General features: G+C 70.1%; 13 protein-coding genes. 5 read left to right on the top strand and 8 right to left on the bottom strand.

Annotated features, from left to right (window positions below; all coding sequences use genetic code 11):
* Positions 1–53 precede the first annotated feature (53 nt).
* Genes ACN20J_RS31675 through ACN20J_RS31660 form a run of 4 tightly spaced genes read left to right on the top strand, consistent with a single transcriptional unit; the run spans position 54 to position 3906 of the window.
* Positions 54–344 carry a hypothetical protein gene (locus ACN20J_RS31675; protein ID WP_055615711.1) on the top strand — a complete coding sequence of 97 codons (291 nt, stop codon included), beginning with the start codon at positions 54–56 and terminating at the stop codon, positions 342–344.
* Between the two features lie 21 nt (positions 345–365).
* A complete protein-coding gene (locus ACN20J_RS31670; protein WP_055615712.1) occupies positions 366–1187 on the top strand; it encodes a hypothetical protein in 822 nt (273 codons plus the stop codon).
* Positions 1187–3130: a fumarate reductase/succinate dehydrogenase flavoprotein subunit gene (locus ACN20J_RS31665; RefSeq protein ID WP_189837443.1), complete on the top strand. Its 1944-nt coding sequence runs from the start codon at positions 1187–1189 to the stop codon at positions 3128–3130. Before ACN20J_RS31670 ends, ACN20J_RS31665 begins: the two co-directional genes overlap by 1 nt.
* Complete coding sequence (locus ACN20J_RS31660; protein ID WP_189837442.1) at positions 3127–3906, top strand: succinate dehydrogenase/fumarate reductase iron-sulfur subunit; 780 nt, start codon at positions 3127–3129, stop codon at positions 3904–3906. The genes ACN20J_RS31665 and ACN20J_RS31660 overlap by 4 nt, the downstream gene beginning before the upstream one ends.
* 40 nt (positions 3907–3946) lie before the next feature.
* On the opposite strand, the gene ACN20J_RS31655 is transcribed toward ACN20J_RS31660, so the two are convergent.
* The 7 genes from ACN20J_RS31655 to ACN20J_RS31625 form a co-directional block, all read right to left on the bottom strand.
* Positions 3947–6613, bottom strand: coding sequence for a SpoIIE family protein phosphatase (locus ACN20J_RS31655; protein WP_189837441.1), 2667 nt, complete (start codon positions 6611–6613; stop codon positions 3947–3949).
* Positions 6614–7064: 451 nt separating this feature from the next.
* Positions 7065–7472 (bottom strand): ATP-binding protein, encoded by a 408-nt coding sequence (locus ACN20J_RS31650; protein WP_143636644.1) that lies wholly within the window; start codon positions 7470–7472, stop codon positions 7065–7067.
* Positions 7473–7922: 450 nt separating this feature from the next.
* The gene (locus ACN20J_RS31645; RefSeq protein ID WP_419667348.1) at positions 7923–8342 is read right to left on the bottom strand and encodes a (deoxy)nucleoside triphosphate pyrophosphohydrolase; all 420 of its coding nucleotides are present in this window, start codon (positions 8340–8342) and stop codon (positions 7923–7925) included.
* A 42-nt stretch (positions 8343–8384) separates the two neighbouring features.
* Positions 8385–8567, bottom strand: coding sequence for an SPOR domain-containing protein (locus ACN20J_RS31640; RefSeq protein WP_055618615.1), 183 nt, complete (start codon positions 8565–8567; stop codon positions 8385–8387).
* A 355-nt stretch (positions 8568–8922) separates the two neighbouring features.
* Positions 8923–9675, bottom strand: a complete 753-nt coding sequence (locus tag ACN20J_RS31635; protein ID WP_055618616.1) for a GntR family transcriptional regulator — start codon at positions 9673–9675, stop codon at positions 8923–8925.
* A 147-nt stretch (positions 9676–9822) separates the two neighbouring features.
* A complete protein-coding gene (locus ACN20J_RS31630; protein WP_419667347.1) occupies positions 9823–11106 on the bottom strand; it encodes a DUF4190 domain-containing protein in 1284 nt (427 codons plus the stop codon).
* A 591-nt stretch (positions 11107–11697) separates the two neighbouring features.
* Entirely contained in the window at positions 11698–13311 is a 1614-nt protein-coding gene (locus ACN20J_RS31625) for a S8 family peptidase (RefSeq protein ID WP_419667346.1), read from the bottom strand.
* Positions 13312–13536: 225 nt separating this feature from the next.
* Between ACN20J_RS31625 and ACN20J_RS31620 the strand changes: the two genes are divergently transcribed.
* Complete coding sequence (locus tag ACN20J_RS31620; protein ID WP_419667345.1) at positions 13537–14643, top strand: threonine synthase; 1107 nt, start codon at positions 13537–13539, stop codon at positions 14641–14643.
* 176 nt (positions 14644–14819) lie between these two features.
* On the opposite strand, the gene ACN20J_RS31615 is transcribed toward ACN20J_RS31620, so the two are convergent.
* On the bottom strand, positions 14820–17072 hold the full coding sequence (locus tag ACN20J_RS31615; protein WP_189838428.1) for a DEAD/DEAH box helicase: 2253 nt from the start codon (positions 17070–17072) through the stop codon (positions 14820–14822).
* Positions 17073–17140: the final 68 nt, after the last annotated feature.

Genomic DNA, 17140 nt, shown 5'->3' with positions numbered 1-17140 from the left:
GCGCATGAACGTTGCCGCCTTGGGCCGGAGGTCCGCGGAAGTGAGGGCAAGTCATGTCCGTGCACGATGACCTGACGTCAGTCCAGCGCTGTCTCGACGACCTGGTGAGGTCCGTGAAGCGTCTGGAACAGCAGATGGGTGGCGGCGGCCTGGAGATGCGCAGAGTGCGCACCGACGCCGACCACCTCCGAGAGAGCGTCGCGCTGCTCCGCGAGGCCGCACCCGGCCTCGGCAAACCGCGGCGCCCCGACCTCGTGTCCATCCCCGACACCCCGTACGACAACACCCTGTGGACGGACTCCGACGACGAGGGTCTCGGCGCCCGCGACCGCCACGCACCCTGATCCCCCGACCGGAGTCTGAAGTTGGCCACTGGTACGGAACCCCAAATGAACAGCGGCGGCGTACGGACCCGTACGCGCGCCGCGATCGACGCCCCGCATCTGCGGACCGACCGCTGGTGGCTGGCGCCCGCCGTCACCGCGGCCGGGCTGCTGGCCTTCGTCGTCTACTCGACCTGGCGGGCATTCGCGAACAGCGACTACTACGCGGCCCCGTACGTCTCGCCGTTCTACTCGCCCTGTCTGGCGGAGAACTGCGAGCCGATGCGGAGCGGCCCGAACTGGGAGATCTTCGGCAGCTGGTGGGGCCTGTCCCCCGCGCTGCTCATCCTGATCTTCCCGCTCGGCTTCCGGCTGACCTGCTACTACTACCGCAAGGCCTACTACCGCGGCTTCTGGGCCTCGCCGCCGGCCTGCGCGGTCGCCGAGCCGCACAAGAAGTACACCGGCGAGACCCGTTTCCCGCTGATCTTCCAGAACATCCACCGCTACTTCTTCTACGCGGCGGTGCCGGTCGCCGGGATCCTCACGTACGACACCGTGCTCTCCTTCCGTGACGAGCACTACGAGTGGGGCCACATGGGGCTCGGCACGCTCGTGTTCCTGGTCAACATCACGCTGATCTGGGCGTACACCCTCTCCTGCCACTCCTGCCGGCACATCGTCGGCGGCAAGCTCAAGCACTTCTCCAAGCACCCGGTGCGCTACAAGGCGTGGAAGTTCGTGGGGAAGCTGAACAACCGTCATATGCAGCTCGCCTGGGCGTCGTTGATCAGCGTGGCGCTCGCGGACTTCTACGTGTACCTGGTCGCCTCCGGCGCTTTCGATGATCCGAGGTTCTTCTGATGTCCGTGGTCGACCGGCAGGAGTGGGACGTCGTCGTGGTCGGTGCCGGGGGCGCCGGCCTCAGGGCCGCCATCGAGGCGCGCGAGCGCGGGGCGCGTACGGCCGTGATCTGCAAGTCGCTGTTCGGCAAGGCGCACACGGTGATGGCCGAGGGCGGCATCGCGGCGGCCATGGGCAACGTGAACTCCGGCGACAACTGGCAGGTCCACTTCCGCGACACCATGCGCGGCGGCAAGTTCCTCAACCAGTGGCGGATGGCAGAGCTGCACGCGCAGGAGGCCCCGGACCGGGTCTGGGAGCTGGAGACCTGGGGCGCCCTCTTCGACCGCACGAAGGACGGGCGCATCTCGCAGCGCAACTTCGGCGGCCACGAGTACCCACGGCTCGCGCACGTCGGCGACCGTACGGGCCTGGAACTGATCCGGACCCTCCAGCAGAAGATCGTGTCCCTCCAGCAGGAGGACTTCAAGGAGACCGGTGACTACGAGTCCCGTCTGAAGGTCTACCAGGAGTGCACGGTCACCCGGATCCTCAAGGACGGCAGCCGGGTCTCCGGCGCCTTCTGCTACGAGCGCGAGTCCGGCCGTTTCTTCGTCCTTGAGGCCCCTTCGGTGGTCGTCTCCACCGGCGGCATCGGCAAGTCCTTCAAGGTGACGTCGAACTCGTGGGAGTACACGGGTGACGGGCACGCGCTGGCGCTGCTCGCGGGTGCGCCGCTGCTGAACATGGAGTTCGTGCAGTTCCACCCGACGGGCATGGTCTGGCCGCCGTCCGTGAAGGGCATCCTCGTCACGGAGTCCGTGCGCGGGGACGGCGGGGTTCTGAGGAACTCCGAGGGCAAGCGGTTCATGTTCGACTACATCCCCGACGTCTTCAAGGAGAAGTACGCGCAGTCGGAGGAGGAGGGCGACCGGTGGTACGAGGACCCGGACCACAACCGCCGGCCCCCTGAGCTGCTCCCCCGGGACGAGGTGGCGCGGGCCATCAACTCCGAGGTGAAGGCCGGCCGCGGCTCCCCGCACGGAGGCGTCTTCCTGGACGTGTCGACGCGTATGCCCGCCGAGGTCATCAGGCGCCGACTGCCCTCCATGTACCACCAGTTCAAGGAACTCGCGGACGTCGACATCACCGCCGAGGCGATGGAGGTCGGGCCCACCTGTCACTACGTGATGGGCGGGATCGCGGTCGAGTCGGACAGCGCGTCGGCGCGTGGCGTGCCCGGGCTCTTCGCGGCCGGGGAGGTCGCCGGCGGCATGCACGGCTCCAACCGGCTCGGCGGCAACTCGCTTTCCGACCTGCTGGTGTTCGGGCGGCGGGCCGGTCTGCATGCGGCCCAGTACGCCACGGGGCTCACCGGGGCACGCCCCCTGGTGGACGACGTCCAGGTGGACACCGCCGCCGCGGAGGCCCTGCGGCCCTTCTCCGCCGAGGGCCCCGAACCCGGCGCCGAGAACGGCCGGCCGCCGGAGAACCCGTACACGCTCCATCAGGAACTCCAGCAGACGATGAACGACCTCGTCGGCATCATCCGTCGTGAGGCGGAGATGGAGGCGGCCCTGGAGAAACTCGCCGACCTGCGTGTACGGGCCCGGCGGGCCGGGGTCGAGGGGCACCGGCAGTTCAACCCCGGCTGGCACCTCGCGCTGGACCTGCGGAACATGCTGCTCGTCAGCGAGTGCGTGGCACGGGCCGCGCTGGAGCGGACGGAGTCGCGGGGCGGCCACACGCGGGAGGACCATCCGACGATGGACCGGGCGTGGCGGCGCGTGAACCTGCTCTGCCAACTGGTCGATCCCACGGGCGGGTTGGCGGCGACCGACCCCGTGCGCGGGCAGATCGACCTGGTCCGCGAGACCACCGAACCCATCCGCCCCGACCTGCTGGCCCTCTTCGACAAGGAGGAGCTGGTCAAGTACCTCGCCGAAGAGGAGCTCTACGAGTGAGCAGCTATGAGGCCCGCTTCAAGGTGTGGCGCGGGGATGCCGAGGGCGGCGGCCTGGAGGACTTCGGGATCGAGGTCAACGACGGCGAGGTGGTGCTCGACATCATCCACCGCATCCAGGCGACGCAGGCGCCCGATCTGGCCGTCCGCTGGAACTGCAAGGCGGGCAAGTGCGGTTCGTGCTCGGCGGAGATCAACGGACGCCCACGGCTGTTGTGCATGACGCGGATGTCGGTGTTCACCCGCGAGGAGACGATCACCGTGACCCCGCTGCGGGCGTTCCCGGTCGTACGGGACCTGGTGACGGACGTCGGCTTCAACTACATGAAGGCGCGGGAGGTGCCCGCGTTCGTGCCGCCGGAGGACCTCGGTCCCGGTGAGTACCGGATGATGCAGGAGGACGTGGACCGCTCGCAGGAGTTCCGCAAGTGCATCGAGTGCTTCCTGTGCCAGGACACCTGCCATGTCGTCCGCGACCACGAGGAGAACAAGACGGCGTTCGCGGGCCCACGCTTCCTGATGCGGGTGGCGGAGCTGGACATGCACCCCCTGGACGCGGCCGACGAGAACGGCCTTGACCGCAAGAAGACCGCCCAGGACGAGCACGGCCTCGGCTACTGCAACATCACCAAGTGCTGCACGGAGGTCTGCCCCGAGGGCATCAAAATCACGGACAACGCGCTGATTCCCTTGAAGGAAAGGGCCGTTGACCGTAAGTACGATCCGCTGGTGTGGCTGGGCGACAAGATCCGCAGGCGGCCGTCCGGGACGGTGTAGGGACGGAACCCGGGGGCCCCGGGGCAGGACCCGGTCGGGGTCAGAACAGGCTCAGCAGAGCCTCTGCCGGGTCCGTGAGGCCTGTCGTGCCGTTGGGCAGGGGGAGTTCGAACCAGACCGTCTTGCCGCGGGGTGTGCGGCGGGAGCCCCAGGCGTCGCTGAGGAGTCCGACGAGCTGGAGGCCCCGGCCGCCCTCGTCCGTGTCGCGGGCGCGGCGGCGGCGGGGCTGCACCAGGCCGGCGTCCCAGACCTCGCAGACCAGGGTGCGGTCGAGGAGGAGACGCAGGCGGATCTCGCCCTCGCCGTAGCGCAGGGCGTTGGTGACGAGTTCGCTGACGAGCAACTCGGCCGTGTCGACGAGGGGTTCGAGGTCCCAGCTGAGGAGCTGGCCCCGGGCGTACTCCCGCGCGCGGCCCACGCTGCGCGGCTCGCGCGGCAGCGTCCAGTCGCCGACGGACTCGGACGGCAGCCCCTGGACACGAGCCATGAGCAGGGCGATGTCGTCCTCGCCGTGATGCGTGTCGAGCGTGTTGAGAATGTGGTCGCAGACGTCCTCCAGGGGGCTGGAGGGGTCCGTGAGGGCGCCCACGAAGGCCTGTAGGCCCTCGTCCAGGGGGTGGTCGCGGGATTCGACCAGTCCGTCGGTGTAGAGCGCCAGAAGGGCGCCCTCCGGCAGCTCCACCTCCACCTCCTCGAACGGCTCGCCGCCGACACCGAGCGGCATCCCCGGCGGTACGTCGAGCATGAGCGCGCTCTCGCCCGGTTCCACGATGACCGGCGGGAGATGGCCCGCGTTGGCGAAGGTGCAGCGGCGGGTGACGGAGTCGTAGACCGCGTACACACAGGTGGCGAGGTAGACCTCGGAGAGGTCGGCGTCCCGGGACTGGCGCGCACCGCGCGTAGACTGCTGGACTCCGCCGGGCGTTCCCAGACCGCGGGCGATCTCGTCCAACGCCGAGAGGACCTCGGCCGGTTCGAGGTCGAGCAGCGCCAAGGTGCGTACGGCCGTGCGGAGTTCACCCATCGCGACGGCCGCGCGCAGACCGCGGCCCATCACGTCGCCGATGACCAACGCCGTGCGGTGGCCGGGGAGTTCGATGACGTCGAACCAGTCGCCGCCGACCTCCGTGGCCGCGTTCCCGGGAAGGTAGCGGCAGGCGATGTCCAGGCCGGATGCCTCCGGGTCGCCCGGGGGGAGCAGGGAGCGCTGCAGGATCAGGGCGCGCTCGTGCTCCCGTCGGTAGAGGCGGGCGTTGTCGATACAGACCGCGGCGCGCGAGGCCAGTTCGACCGCGAGGGAGCTGTCGCGTTCGCCGAACGGCTCGCTCCCCTTCGTACGCGAGAACTGGACCAGTCCTACGACCGTGTCGTGGGCGACCATCGGCACCGCGAGCGTGGACTGGATCAGGCCGCCCTCCTCGGCGGCGACGCTCTGCAGGCGGGCGGTGCGCAGGGCGTCCGCGAAGGGCGAGTTGAAGGCGTAGTGGTGGACCGCGCCGACGTTCACGGGCTCCGGACCGCTGATGTAGGGCGCGTCCGAGACGGCGCTGGCGTAGGCGACGCGGCGCAGCTCGGCGCTGCCGTCGGCAAGTCCTGGCGGGGTCTCGTCGCCGGCCAGGAGGCCCTGGTAGAGGTCGACGGAGGCGAGGTCGCAGAAGCCGGGGACGGCCACGTCGAGGAGTTCGCGGGCCGTGGTCTCCAGGTCGAGCGAGTTGCCTATGCGTGCGCCCGCCTCGTTCAGAAGGGCGAGATTGCGCCGTGCCTGCGCGGCCTCGCGGGCCGCGGCGCGGCGTGCGGTGATGTCGGTGCCCAGCCAGGCGATGCCTATCGGACGGCCCGAACCGCTGTGCACGCGATAGAGGTTGATGGACCAGTGGCGGCGCTCGCTGGAACCGGGCACGGTGCCGCTGACCAGCAGCTCGTTGACCATGTCGCCGGTCTCCAGGACCCGCCGCAGGATCGCGGAGACCCGCTCGGCCTCGCCCGGGGCCAGATAGTCCTTGACGGTGCGTCCGCGATGGTCCTCGACGGTGCCGCCGAAGACCGAGGCGAACCGCTCGTTGGCACGGCGGATGCGCAGGTCCGGGTCGATCAGCAGGAAACCGAAAGGAGATTGGCCGAAAATGGCCTGCGAGGCGGCAAGATCGGTCTCGATCCGGCGCAGAATGCGTACGTCCACGACGATGCAGACGGCGGCCCGCTCGCCCTCCTCGGTCCGCGTCGGCATGACGTAGACCTCGGCGAGTCCTTCGGCGGCCAGACCGGTGCCCTCGGGGTCGGGCAGCCGGAAGGGGACCACACCGGTCCACTCCCTGCCGTCGAGGACTTCGGCCATCTTCCGCTGGCCCAGCTCGCGCTTGTCCTCGGCGACGAAGGCCTCGATGGGGTCCATGCCGACCGCGCGCTCGGTCGGGATGCCGAAGAGCTGCTCGGCGCGCAGACTCCACTGGTCGACGAGGCCGTCGGGGCCGATGGAGAACGAGGCGACCTTGATGTAGTCGTAGATCGATCCGGGCGGACTGCTCTGCCACACGACCTCGCCGGGCACCTCGCCCGGCGCCTCGACGGGCACACCGGATATTCCGCCGTGCCCCGCGCGCCGCGCCTCGTCCGGCACCGGCAACGCGCCATCGCCTGTCGTCGCATCAGCCATCGCGCCGCCCGACGGGTCCTCGGACTCCGTGGCCTTCGCTGGTATCTCGCTCACGCGAACCGTCCCCTCCAGCTCACCGCGTCCGGCACCGGTCACCGGAGGCGGCTGCCCGCAGTATCCAGCACTACGGTGCCGCACAACACGGTGTTCACGATCACAGCACGGTCCCGATGCTTTTAGGACCGGCCGCGACAAACACTCCCAGTCTTCTAACCATGTGGGACCCCGTCGAACCACGGACTTGGGGGTGGCTCGTGTGTCCGAGGGGTCGGGGGTTGTTCGGGGGGTGCTTGGGGCCGGCCGGGGGAGGGCTGGGGAACGGCCGCCGATCGGCTGCGCGATGGCTGCGCATGCCCTGCGGAACGGCTGCGGAATGGCTTGGGATTGGTTGTGGAGTGGGGGCGGGGTGGCCCCTGGGCGGGTGCGCGGGGCGGCTGCACGGGGAGTCGCGATTGGCTGTCGAGCGGCTGCGGATCGGCCAGCGGTCGGCTGGAATGGCTACCGGTCAGCTCGGGAGTGCCAGTTCGAACCACACCGTCTTGCCCTTACCGCCTGGTCTGGTGCCCCAGCGGCGGGAGGAGTTCGCCACGAGCTGAAGCCCTCGGCCGCTTTCGTCCTCGGGCTCCGCGTCGCGTTCCTGCGGTGGGTCCGGGAGGGGGTCGGAGACCTCGACGAGCAGAACGTCCATCGGCTCCGAGGGGCGTACGAGGCGAACCCCGATGGGACCCGTGGCGTGCCGCAGGGAGTTGGTGACCAGTTCGCTGACCAACAGCGCGGTCACGTCTCCGAGGGAGTCGAGGTCCCAGGCATGGAGCTGGCCCCGGACGACGGTTCGGGCGGTCCTGACGGCGCCTGGATCCGCGGGAAAGGTCCACTCGGCGATATCGCCCTCGGTGTGGATCACGCAGATCACTCCCAGGCCAGAAGCGGACCATGTCCGGTTTCATGGGGTTAATGGGCACATACCCGATATCCCGGGCGGAGTACCGTGCGCGAGGGCGCACTGTGGCGCGAACGGCGTACTCGGCGCTCGTCTCAGCCGCCACATGCGCCTCGCGAGCCCGAGCGTCCCACGTACGGTGTGCGTCCCGCACCCCGCAGACTCGAGTGCGCGAAGTTGTGATGGTCACACCTTTTCCTTCGCCCCCGCCGCCCCTACCCGTTCCCGTCCCCTGGGGGCTGCGCCCCCAGACCCCCGCTATCGGCCTGAACGGCCTCGTCCTCAAACGCCGGACGGGCTGAAGTTGTCGGCCCGGGCCGCGAACAATCCAGCCCCTCCGGCGTTTGAGGAGCGGGGGTTCGGGGGCTGGCCCCCGAAAAGGGACGGGAATGGGCAGGGGCGGCGGGGGCGAAACAAAGGCCACTACCCCCCAGCCGCCCCACTCCCCCAAACCCCCCGCGCAACCTCCATCACGGCGGCCACATCCTGCTCCAGCCACTCCACATCCCACAGCTCATCCGGGCTCAACCAGCGGAGCTCATCGTGGTCCTGGAGCGGCTTGGGCGCAGGCGAGTCCGCCAGGAGCCGCACAGTCCAGACCTGGAGAACGTAAGGCGACCGCAAAGGCCACTCACCCGGAACACGGTCAAGCACCTCGGACTCAACCCCGAGCTCCTCCCGAAGCTCCCGCACGAGCGCCCCCTCGGAAGTCTCCCCGGCCTCCACCTTCCCCCCGGGCAACTCCCACCGCCCGGCCAACTCCGCGGGCGCACTGCGACGCGCGGCAAGGAGACACCCGTCGCTCAGCACGGCGGCTCCGACCACCACGATCCGTTCGGTCATGCGCCGGAGCCTACGGGAGCCCCACGAACACACCCACACGCGTCACTTCGAGCCGTTCTGCCCGATCCGCTCGACCCAGTAGAGCTGCTTGTGCCCACGGTCGTCGAGGCTGTCCGCGATCTTCTGGGCCTCGGCCCTCGTCGCGTACCTGCCGACGCGGTAGCGATTGCCGTTGTCGTCCTGTCGTATGACGAGCCAGGGAAGTGTGATGGTGCCGTCGTTCATCGCGCCCCTCCGCTCCCCGCCCCCGGCTCGCGTCCTGCCCCGCCACATAAGGAAACCGCAATCCGCATATGCCCGAGCCTACGCCTAACCTTCACGCAGCGAATACGGCTTTTCACAAAGAGGTATGCGCGAGATGCCCGAGAGGTACGCAATCGGCCAGCACTGAGGGGGCGCATCCTCACGGACACGCCCCCTCATCCCCCTCGGGCTCCCGCCGACAGCACGGAGACCGCGCCGAACACCCCTCAAGAGAACGACCGGATTCCACCGCACCGCCCGCCAACCAGCAGCCGGTCACCGGTCGCCGGCATCCGACCACCAGCAACCGACCCAAGTCATGGACGGCGGCTACGCCCTACTTCACCGGCAAGTGGTAGGCGATGCGATACCGGTCCGCCGGCACCACCACGTCCGCCGTCTCCACCGGCCGCCCCGAGGCGTAGTACGTCCGCTGGATGACGACCACCACGTGCCCGGGCACACCCCCCAGTGCCGACAGTTCCTCGGCGAGGCCGGGACGGGCGCCCACCTCCTCCGTGACGTTGTCCACGATCACGTCGATGGCGGCCATGCGCTCGACGACGCCCATGCCGCCCAAGGGGCCCTCCTCGGGGAGCATCACGGGCGTGCGGCCCGTGACGGCGAGGGGCTCCCAGGAGGTGGAGAGCATCATCGCCTCGCCCGCGTCCCGGAAGACGTACTTCGTGCACATCACCCGGTCGCCGGCCTGGAGACCGAGTCGCTCGGCGATGGCGCCGCTCGCCTCGGCCTGCGCGCTGTGCGACTCCCACGTACCGCGAGCGGAGACGTCCGCCTGCTCCTGGCGGAACGGTGTCGCCCCACTGTCCGGCCGGTACCCGGAGCGGGCGACGCGGCGCGGCACCGGACGCTCGCGCACATACGTACCGGACCCGGAGCGCCCCTCGACCAGACCCTCGGCCATCAGCACCTTGCGGGCCTCGAGCGCGACCGTGTCCGAGACGCCGTACTCCTCGCGGATTCTGGCCTGTGACGGGAGCCGTGTGTGCGGTGGCAGCGATCCGTCGACGATCTTCTTGCGAAGATCACCTGCGACGCGCAGATACGCCGGCTGCTCACCGAATGTCACTGGCCACTCCCGTCAGGTTGTACAGACAGCTACAGGGTGGCAACCGTGGGTTGTGTCAGGCAAGCGAAGGCCAGAGAATCACTCGATGTGATGACTTGCGGCCGCTCAAGGCTTTACGCAGGCACTTTCTCCCCGCTACGGCCGCCGTCACACCTCTGCGCCGCTGCCTCCTGAGCTGCCTCCCGTACCGCCGTCCTCACCGCCGCCGCTCTCGTACGACTCCGGCGGCGCCGAGGCGAGGCCCAGAGCCTTGCGCGTGGTGACCGCCTTCTTGGCGTCGGTGAGTTCCAGCGCCTTGTCGTAGTGCCCGTAGAAGACGTCCGCGTCGGTGGCCTTCGCCGCTGCCGACCACTCCCCCCGCGCCTTGTCCAGGTCCTTGACCAGCGCGGCGACCGGATCCTTCGCGTCGGCGGGCCAGTCGTGGCCGCGCAGCATTCCGAGTTGCTCGGTGATCGCGGCCGAGACCCTGGTCGCCCACTCCTTGTGGCCGGGCAGGTCGTCCTCGACGTACTCCTCCTCTGGCGCCGACTCCATGGCCTTGTTGAGGACCTGGGCCGCCTTCAGATAGGTGAGCTGGTCGGCGTCGAGGGTCGTCTCGTCCTGGCGCAGCGAGCCGGTCAGGCCGCCCTTCTCGTCCACGTTGCCGAACAGGCAGCTGATCTCGCGGTCGCCGAGGCTCCAGCTGTCCCGGGTCGGTGTGAAGTAGTAGATGTCGACGTTCTCCGGGATGGCCCAGGTGTCCATGGCGTAGGCGTACTGGAGTGTGTAGCACTTGTCGTCGGCTGCCTCGGTGATCGCGCTGTCACCGGGGTAACTGCCGCTAGCCATCCTGAAGTTCGCGAAGACCTCGCCGTCGTGCTCCTCGTCGCAGGACACCGTGTCCACGTCGTACGCCATGCCTTCCAGCGAGCCGCCCGGCGTATCGAAGCACTCCCCCTCGTCCACGGAGAAGGTCGCGCCGTTCTCGCTCGCCTCGCGCGCCCCCTCCTGGAAGCCGTCCCAGAACTCGGCCGCTCCGCCGGTGGCGAGCGCGAGGGCGAGGATCGCTGCGCCGATGCCCGACAGGATCATCCCGGCGATGGCCATGCCCTTGCCGCGCTCTCCCTTCCTCTTGATCTGCGCCAGCGCGAAGAAGCCGAGGATCAGGCCTACGAGGGGGAGGAAGCACAGGATGCCGAGCACGAGTGCGGCTATGGCCAGGCCGTTGACCGGGGCCGGGGTGTTGTACGGGGAGTAGCCCTGCCCCCAGGGCTGATAGCCGTACGGACCCGGTCCCGGGCCCGGTCCCGGGACCGGTCCCTGGCCTTGCGGCCCGCCCGGGTACGCGCCGTACGGGCCCTGCGGCTGGCCCGGCGGCTGGTACGGCCCCTGGGGTTGCCCCTGAGGCTGACCCTGCGGGGGCTGGGGCCCGGAGGGCGGGGGTATCTCCACTAGTACCGTGCTCCTCGTCCAAGTGCTGGGTCCGGGTGGTGCGGACTCACGTACGACAGGCCGCATCGTAAGCACGCCCCGGCCGACGACGGAACGCGGGGAACGATCCCGCCGATTCGGTCACCGGGGCCGGCCCCGGATCCCCATGCTTTTCTTCGCCCCCGCCGCCCCTACCCATTCCCGTCCCTTTCTGGGGGCTGCGCCCCCAGGCCCCCGCATCGCGCTGCCGCGCTCGTCCTCAAACGCCGGACGGGCTCGGGGGGCGGGGGCTTGCGGGGTGGAATGCGTGCGGGTTGGTTGTGTCTGAGTGCGCAGTTCCCCGCGCCCCTGAATAGGGGCGCGGGGAACTGCGCAATCTGTTAGCCCCTCCGGCGTTTGAGGAGCGGGGGTTTGGGGGCGGAGCCCCTGAAAAGGGACGGGAATGGGTAGGGGCGGCGGGGGCGAAAAAACTCCCCGCGCCACCAGCCCCAACGCACCCCGCCCCCGCAGCAGCCCAGGTCGAGGACCCGATGGCATGCCGCGAGGGCGAGGAGAAGGACTGGCTGCGGACGATCAGAACGGACGGTCAGAACTGATTGTCAGAACCGACCGTCAGAACTGCAGCCCCCAAGAGTTGATGTACCCGGTGTCCAGTGACGCGTTGTCGCTGACGCGGAGGGTCCACGTCCCGTTGGCTGCCTCGGACGAGGCGTTCACCGTGTACGTGGTGTTGATGTTGTCCGTCGAGCCCCCGGTCCCGTACGCCTTCAGCGTGTAGGCCGTCCCGTCGGGAGCGATCAGCTGGACCTGGAGGTCACCGATGTAGGTGTGGACGATGTTCACGGGCACGCTCAGCGCGGCGGGCGCGTTGCCGGTGACGCCGGTCACCGTGACAGGCGAGTTCGCGGTGGAGTTGTCGGCGATCGCGTAGTCCGCGGTGTTCTCGAAGAGGTCACCCGTCGGAGGCGGAGTGGTACCGCCGCCACCGACCTTCAGCAGCCGGTTGGGCGAACCCGTACCGGGGCTGGTGACGACCCCGGTGGTGGCGGAGTTGACCAGCGCGGTCTGCACGGCGGCGGGCGTCGCGGTCGGGTTGTCGGCCAGATAGAGCGCGGCGGCCCCGGCGACATGCGGGGTCGCCATCGACGTACCGGAGATGGTGTTGGTCGCGGTGTCGCCCGTGCCCCAGGCGGAGGTGATGGAGGAGCCGGGGGCGAAGAGGTCGAGGACCGTGCCGTAGTTGGAGTAGCTGGCCTTGGCGTCGGAGCTGGTGGTGGCGCCGACGGTGATGGCCTCGGTGACACGGGCGGGCGAGCGGGTCGAGGCGTTGGTCGTCTCGTTGCCGGCCGCGACGGCGTAGGTGACGCCGGAGGTTATGGAGTTGCGTACGGCGGTGTCGATCGCGGTGTCGACGGTCCCGCCGAGGCTCATGTTGGCGACGGCTGGCTTGACGGCGTTGGTCGTCACCCAGTCGATGCCCGCGACGACCTGGGCGGTGGTGCCGGAGCCCGCGTTGTTGAGGACACGGACGCCGACGATCTTCGCCTTCTTGGCGACGCCGTACGACGTGCCGGCGACCGTGCCCGCGACATGCGTGCCGTGGCCGTGGCCGTCCTGGGCGGTGTTGTCGTTGTCGACGGCGTCGTAGCCGTAGGAGGCCCGGCCGCCGAAGTCGGTGTGTGTGATGCGGACACCGGTGTCGATGACGTAGGCGGTGACGCCCTCGCCGGCGGTGTCGTCGTAGGTGTAGCTCTGGTTGAGCGGGAGGGCCGCCTGGTCGATGCGGTCGAGGCCCCAGGAGGGCGGGTTGGGCTGGGTCGTCTCGATGGAGAAGACGCGGTTCTGGACGACGGAGGCGACGGCCGGGTCGGCGGCGAACCGCTTCGCCTCGGCCTCGGTGGCCTCGACGGCGTAACCGTTCAGCGCCTTCTTGTACGTACGCTCGATCGTGGCGCCGTACTCCTTCGCGAGGGCCCTGCCCTCCGCCGAGCCGGACGTGGCGGCGTCCGGGTGGAGCGTCACGATGTAGCTGTTCGCGATCGTGCCGGGTGCGCCGGCGTACTGGATCCGGCCTTCGGGGCCTGCGGCCGCCTGCGCCGGCAGGGCGGAGACGAGACCGGCGACGAGGGCCGCCGTACCGATGCCCGCGATACCGGTGAATCGGCTGATACCGGTGAATCCGGTGATACCGGCGAGTCTTCGCCGGGCATGACGCATCACTGCCATCTGAGGATCCTCCTCATCGGTGGTGCGCTGGTGGTGGGGGGTGGTGCGGTCGTACGCACGTGAAGACGACAGGGCCATGTCAAGAACTGGTCACTTCGGCCCTGCGCTCAGCCGAAAGATTGCGGCTTCCACAGGAATTGCACAAGAGCCCTGCACAGACGTAACGCAGGTGCCATATGCCAGTCATGACACTCCGTCACCAACCGGTGCATCTAACCTGCCGACATGACTCCATTGCCGGATTGTTTCTGCCCGGTGGACGGCACGCGCGTCCCCACGGGTTCGCTCGCGTGGTGCTGTCCGGTCTGCCGCGGCCCGCTCGACCTGGACTTCGCGCCCACGCCCGCCTCCCTCAAGTCCCTCGCGGGCAGGGTGAATTCACTCTGGCGGTACGCGGAGTGCCTGCCCCTGTCGTCCCCGTCGGTGTCGCTCGGCGAGGGCCGCACCCCGCTGGTCCCGCTCAAGGACGGCGTCTCGGCCAAGCTGGACTTCCTGATGCCGACGCTCTCCTTCAAGGACCGCGGGGCCGTCCTGCTCGCCGAGCTGGCCCTGCGGCTGCGACCGGACCGGGTCGTGGCGGACAGCAGCGGCAACGCGGGCACGGCGGTCGCCGCCTACTGCGCCAGGGCCCAACTGCCCTGCACGGTCTACGTACCCGACGGCACGTCCGCGAAGAAGCTGGAGCAGATCGGGGCGCACGGGGCCCGCCTCGAAGTCGTCCCGGGCGACCGTGAGGCAGCCGCTCAGGCGGCCCGGGAGGCGGCGGACGAGGACGGCACGTTCTACGCCTCGCACGTCTTCAACCCGTACTTCCTGCACGGCACGAAGACGTACGTCCACGAGCTGTGGGAGGACCTCGGCGGCCGGCTCCCCGACGTGATCGTCGTGCCCGTCGGCAACGGCACGCTCCTCCTCGGCGCGTCCCTCGCGATCGCCGAGCTGCACGCGGCGGGAATGATCGACCGCAGGCCCGCCCTGTACGCGGTCCAGTCCGCCGCCGTCGCCCCGCTCGCCCACGCCTGGCACGAGGGCGCCGACGACCTGGCCGGAGTCACCCCGGCGGCCCCCACGTTCGCCGAGGGCATCGCGATCCCCCGGCCGCCGCGGGCCCGGCAGATCCTGCGCGCGGTCCGGGAGTCCGGCGGCACCTTCCTCACCGTGACGGAGGACCAACTCCGCCACGCCCAGAGCGACCTGGCCTCGCAGGGCCTGTACGTGGAGTCGACGGGGGTGGCCTGCTGGGCGGCCGTACGGGAGGGGGCGCTTGGCGCGCGCACAGCTGTCGTGCCCCTGTGCGGGGCGGGCCTGAAAACGGGGCTCGCGCATTCGTAGGGACCTCGGGTGGTGACTCGGGTGCGGGGTGGTGTTGTGTGGCTGAGTGGGCAGTCCCCCGGCCCCTGAAATACGGGGCCGCACCCCTGTCTTTCATCTTCTAGGGGCGCGGGGAACCGCGCACTCCCACCACGACCGGCCCGCACTCGAATAACGCCCTCCACCGACCCCCCTCTTCACCCCGCGGGGCGCTCCGCGGGGCGCCCCGCCAACCTCTCCTGCTCCTCCTCCACAATCCGCCGGGCAATCGTCCCGTCCGACACATCGACCGCATCCGGCGTCGCCTCGGCGACATCACTGCGACGGGCGTACGCGTCGAAGAGGCGGGACTTGCTCTCCAGGATCCGCAGCAGCCGGTCGTCCACGCTGTCCGTGGCGAGCAGCCGGTGCACCTGGACCGAGCGGACCTGGCCCATGCGGTGGGCGCGGGCGACGGCCTGGTGCTCCAGGGTCGGCTTGACCTGCGGCTCGCAGAGGATCACGACGGACGCGGCCTGGAGGTTGAGGCCAACACCGCCGGCCTCGATCTGGCAGAGCAGCACGGCATGCCCGGGTGCAGCCGTGAACTCGTCGACGAGCTGCTGCCGCCGGGTGGCGGGCACTCCGCCGGCCAGTGGCCCCAACGCCCCTTCCCCGACGGCCTGTTGGACGGTGGCGAGGACGTCCCGGAAGTAGGAGAAGACGACCACCTTCAGGTCGTTCACGGCGGCTTCCGCGACGAGTTCGCGCAGCCGCTGGAGCTTCGCGGACTTCTCGGCGTGCACGTACGCGGCTCTGCGCATCGCCATGAAGTTCCCGGCGGCGACCGCCTCGCGATAGGCGTCCTGGTCGGCGGCGCTGAACTCCTCCCACTCGTCGACCTGGACGAGCGCGGGCAGTTCGGTGAGTACGTCCTGCTGGTTGCGCCGCAGATAGGCGGGGGCGACGGACCTGCGGAACGTGTGCGGGCCCGCGACGGCGTCGCTGCCCTGGATCTTCGGCACCAGCTCGGGCTGGAGGTAGCGGACGAGGGTGCGGAACTCCTCGACACGGTTCTCCATCGGCGTACCCGTGAGGAACAGGACGCGCTCGCACCGGTCGGTCCAGCGTGCGACGGCCCGTGAGCGACGGGCGTCGGGGTTCTTGACGTAGTGGGCCTCGTCGACGACGAGCGCGGCGGGGGCGGTGAGGACGGCGGGCATCCCGGCCGGGCCCCTCGCACCCTTCCCGCCCTTCTCCCCCTTCGCCGGATCCGGCAGGCTGTGCAGCACGTCGAAGGTGGTAACCGCGACGCCGCCGCGCTCGCGCCACTCGGCGTACGCGTCCTGCCGGTCGGGGCCGTGCACGGGCACCGCGCGCAGGGTGCTGCGGGAGCGGATCTCGCGCGTCCAGTTGATCAGTACGCTCGCCGGGCACACCACCAGGAAGTGCTTGTGACCGTCGGCCGCGAGATGCGCGAGCACGGCGATGGCCTGGACGGTCTTGCCGAGCCCCATCTCGTCACCGAGGACCACCCGGCGCTGGGCGAGCGCGAACCGCGCACCGAACGACTGGTATCCGCGGAGCGAGACCCGCCGGTGGGTGTCGTCGAGCCCCTGCGCGTGCACCCGGTCCGCGACCTCGGCAGGCAGGAACCCCTCAGCGGCCTCGACGTCGGGCGCGCTCCCGGCGATCTCGGCGAGCTGGCTGTAGTACTCCGGGGCCCGCAGCTCGAAGTCCACCCACGCCTCGGCGTCGGACGCGGACTCCCGCAGCAGGTCGGTGGATGCCTGCGTGAGCAGCATCGGTACGCCCTTGGCCACGGCGTCGCCCGTCAGCGCGCGGAGTTCCGCGACGGCGGCGAGGGCGCGCTCACGCCTGGCCCTGCCCGTGAGGGCCATCCGCAGCCGCCCGGTGGCCGGACGGGCCGCCTCCAGAAGCGTCTTGAAGCCGCGGTCGAGCTCCGTGGCCGCGTCCACGGCCCGCCGCAGTTCGGGTCCGGCCTCGACGAGCCGGCGCAGCGCGATGACGAGGGCAGTGGTCCGCGGTTCGGGGTGGTCGACGTCGATCCGTACGGACACGGTCTCCTCGACCGCGCGGGCGATCTGCCGCGCGGCGGCGAGTGCCTGGTCGGCGGTCTGGGCTCCGACGCCCGGTATCTGCCGCAGCTCGTACCGGCTCGCGTCGAACACGCCGCGCACCGAGCCGAGCCCCGCCGCCTCTAGGGCCCCGAGCCTGAGCCGCCCCTCGGTGACGTCCTTCAGGCGCGAGACCGGGATGCCCTCCAGCTCCTGGGCGACCAGCTCGGCGAGGACCGGAGCGAGGGCCGTACGCACCTGGTCGACGGCCCGCGCGTGATCGTCGAGCACTCCTCGCGCGAGCCCGCGCAGCCGCTCGCCCCGTCCGACGACCGTACGGGTCTTCCGCCCCACCGGTACGGGGCTGTCGACCGCCCCCTCACCCTCCGCCATGACGCCCCTCGTGTGCCGTACGCCGCGATGAGCGGACATCCTTCCACGGGGGACCGACAGTCGGGCCG

It is taken from the genome of Streptomyces sp. 2-1, from assembly GCF_048564895.1.
Lineage (GTDB): Bacteria > Actinomycetota > Actinomycetes > Streptomycetales > Streptomycetaceae > Streptomyces > Streptomyces phaeochromogenes.
This window is presented reverse-complemented; position numbering and strand designations above follow the sequence as displayed.

Excerpts from the sequence above, each read along its gene's own strand:
- ACN20J_RS31620 (WP_419667345.1), top strand. The coding sequence starts at position 13,537 with ATGACTCCATTGCCGGATTGTTTCTGCCCGGTGGACGGCACGCGCGTC.
- ACN20J_RS31665 (WP_189837443.1), top strand. The coding sequence starts at position 1,187 with ATGTCCGTGGTCGACCGGCAGGAGTGGGACGTCGTCGTGGTCGGTGCC.
- ACN20J_RS31640 (WP_055618615.1), bottom strand. The coding sequence starts at position 8,567 with ATGAACGACGGCACCATCACACTTCCCTGGCTCGTCATACGACAGGAC.
- ACN20J_RS31675 (WP_055615711.1), top strand. The coding sequence starts at position 54 with ATGTCCGTGCACGATGACCTGACGTCAGTCCAGCGCTGTCTCGACGAC.
- ACN20J_RS31645 (WP_419667348.1), bottom strand. The coding sequence starts at position 8,342 with ATGACCGAACGGATCGTGGTGGTCGGAGCCGCCGTGCTGAGCGACGGG.
- ACN20J_RS31615 (WP_189838428.1), bottom strand. The coding sequence starts at position 17,072 with ATGGCGGAGGGTGAGGGGGCGGTCGACAGCCCCGTACCGGTGGGGCGG.
- ACN20J_RS31625 (WP_419667346.1), bottom strand. The coding sequence starts at position 13,311 with ATGGCAGTGATGCGTCATGCCCGGCGAAGACTCGCCGGTATCACCGGA.